Raw genomic sequence first — 2,623 nt, 5'->3', positions numbered from 1 at the left:
TACACTGAGGAAACGGGTCCGGGATCCCCCCGGTCGCCCTGGGAGGCCTATGCGTGCCCACATCATTACCTTTGGATGCCAGATGAACGAGTACGACTCCCACCTGGTGGCCAGCGAGCTGGTGAGCCTGGGGTGGGAGCTGGTGGACAGCCTGGAGGAGGCGGACTTCGTCTTGGTGAACACCTGCGCCGTCCGCGGCAAGCCCGTGGAGAAGGTGCGCTCCCTCCTGGGCCAGCTCCGTAAGGAAAAGGAGAGAAGGGGGCTTCTCATCGGGCTTATGGGCTGCTTGGCCCAGCTGGACGAGGGCCAGCAGATGGCCCGGAAGTTCGGGGTGGATATCCTCCTGGGTCCCGGGGCCCTTACCTCCTTGGCGGAGGCCTTGAGGGAGAACGGCCGCTTCTGGGACCTCACCTTCAAGGAAGACCTCCTGGACTACATCCCCCCGCCCCCCAAAGGGGCCCTTTCCGCCCACGTGACCATCATCCGGGGATGCAACCACCACTGCACCTACTGCATCGTGCCCACCACCCGGGGTCCTGAGGTTTCCCGCCATCCCGACCTGATCCTGAGGGAGATAGAGGCCCTGAGGGAAGCCGGGGTGCTGGAGGTCACCCTTTTGGGGCAAAACGTGAACTCCTACGGCAAGGACCAGCCGGGCTTCCCCTCTTTTGCCCAGCTCCTCCGCATGGTGGGCCGGATGGGCATCCCCCGGGTGCGCTTCCTCACCAGCCACCCGGTAAACTTCACCGACGACATCATAGAGGCCATCGCCGAAACCCCAGCCATTACCCGCTACATTCACCTGCCGGTGCAGTCGGGTTCCGACCGGGTGCTGAGGCGCATGGCCCGGGAGTACCGCCGGGCGCATTACCTGGAGCGCATCCGCAAGATCCGCGAAGCCTTGCCGGATGTGGTGCTTTCCACGGATATTATCGTGGGCTTTCCTGGGGAGACGGAGGAGGACTTCCAGGAAACCCTTTCCCTCTACGACGAGGTGGGGTACGACCAGGCTTACATGTTCATCTACTCCCCAAGGCCCGGAACCCCTGCCTACAAGCACTTCCAGGACCTGCCCCGGGAGGTGAAGGTGGAGAGGCTCATGCGCCTCATTGAGAAGCAAAAGGAGTGGAGCTACCGCCGGAACCTGGAGTGGGTGGGGAAGACCGTGGAGGTGTTGGTGCGGGGGGAGGCTAAGGAGGAGGGGTACGTACAGGGTCACGACCGGGGAAACCACCCGGTGCTGGTTCCTGCCCACCAGGCCCCCACCCCTGGGCTTTACCAGGTGGAGATCAAACAGGCCACCCCCCACCTGCTCTTTGGGGAGGTGGTGGGGGCCCGGGAACCCGCCCCCATCCCTTTGCCCGTGGCCTGAGGGGGGGCTATGGGACGGCACCTTTTGCCTGTGAGCGGAGCCTTGGCCCTGTTTCTCCTCCTTTGGGCCAGTTTCCGCTTCAGCCCGGGGGGCTTTCTTCTGGCCCTAGGGTTTTCCTTTCCCCTGTATCTGGGTCTATTGCGCTGGCAAGGGAGGCTTTTGCAAAGGGGGCCTTCCCAGGCGGCCTTGGAGCGCTTGGCCATGAAGGAGGCTTGGCGGAAGGGGGGCTTTTTGCGCCCGGAGGACCTCAAGACCTTCCTCTCCCCCTCCGAGGCGGAGCGCCTTTTGGAGGGGCTCGTGGGCCGGGGGCTTTGCCGGAAGGAGGGGGAAGGGTACCGGTTCTAGATGGCGGGTGGCCGGGCGAAAGCCGAGGTGGTGGTCCTGGGGGCGGGGGTGGTGGGGCTTACCGCCGCCCGGCTTTTGCAGGAGAAAGGCCACCGGGTCTTGGTGGTGGCCCAGGGCCTGGGGGAGGCCAGCCGGGTGCCCGTGGCCCTGGTGAACCCTTTAAGGGGCAGGCGCTTCACCCTGGCCCCACGGGGCGAGGAGGCCCTCGAGGCGGCCCTCCGCTTCTATAGCCGCTTCGTGCCCTTGCACCTTGGCGTTTACCGCCCGGTGCCGGAAGGGGAGAGGGAGAGGGTGGCCTTGCGGCTTGGGGGGCTTAGGCACACCTGGGAGGAGGGGGGCGTCCTGTTGGAAGAGGCCTTCTGGCTGGAGCCCAGGCCCCTTCTGGAGAGGCTTGCGGAAGGGCTTTCGCTTCTTAAGGCCCGGGTTTTGGCCTGGGAGCCCCCGTACCTGGTTTTGGAGGGCGGGGAAAGGGTCCACGGGGAGGTGCTGGTCTATGCCGGTGGGGGGCAGGGGGCGCACCTTTTGGGCCTCGAGGGGCGGCATATCCCGGGACTGGTCCTTACCCTCCTGGACTACTTTCCCCGGGCCATCAGCTACCGGGTCTACCTGGCGGGAAGCGTGCTTGGGGGAAGCTACCTGCCCCACCAGAAGACCCCGGAGGCCCCACCCCCCACGGAAGGGGAGGCGGAGTGGCTCCTCAGGGGGGCGGAGGCCCTTTTGGGCTACAGGCCAAAAGTGGCCTCGGCCTGGCGGGGGGTGCGCTTCCGGCTGGCAAACCCCAGCCCGCTTGGCAGCACGGTGGGGCTTCCCTACCTCTTTCCGGTGGCCGGGGGTTTTGCCCTCACGGGGCTCGGCTCCACCGGGTTCCTCTATGCCCCCTGGCTTGGGGAGAGGTTGCTTGCGGCC

3 protein-coding genes are annotated in these 2,623 nt (G+C 66.1%); all 3 read left to right on the top strand.

Features of this window, described 5'->3' with window-relative positions:
* Nucleotides 1-49 precede the first annotated feature (49 nt).
* The gene (miaB, locus tag Q0693_RS10745; RefSeq protein ID WP_298631771.1) at nt 50-1,372 is read left to right on the top strand and encodes a tRNA (N6-isopentenyl adenosine(37)-C2)-methylthiotransferase MiaB; all 1,323 of its coding nucleotides are present in this window, start codon (nt 50-52) and stop codon (nt 1,370-1,372) included.
* Nucleotides 1,373-1,381: 9 nt separating this feature from the next.
* Entirely contained in the window at nt 1,382-1,717 is a 336-nt protein-coding gene (locus Q0693_RS10740) for a hypothetical protein (RefSeq protein WP_298631769.1), read from the top strand.
* Nucleotides 1,718-2,623 (top strand): FAD-dependent oxidoreductase (locus Q0693_RS10735; RefSeq protein WP_298631767.1); only part of this gene is annotated, 906 nt, incomplete at its 3' end.

The organism is uncultured Thermus sp. (genome assembly GCF_938010445.1).
Taxonomy (GTDB): domain Bacteria; phylum Deinococcota; class Deinococci; order Deinococcales; family Thermaceae; genus Thermus; species Thermus altitudinis.
Note: the sequence above shows the minus strand (reverse complement) of the source record. Positions and strands in the feature narration are given on the sequence as shown.

Bases quoted from the DNA above. Each gene is read 5' to 3' on its own strand.
- Q0693_RS10740 (WP_298631769.1), top strand. From the start codon at position 1,382: ATGGGACGGCACCTTTTGCCTGTGAGCGGAGCCTTGGCCCTGTTTCTC.
- miaB (WP_298631771.1), top strand. From the start codon at position 50: ATGCGTGCCCACATCATTACCTTTGGATGCCAGATGAACGAGTACGAC.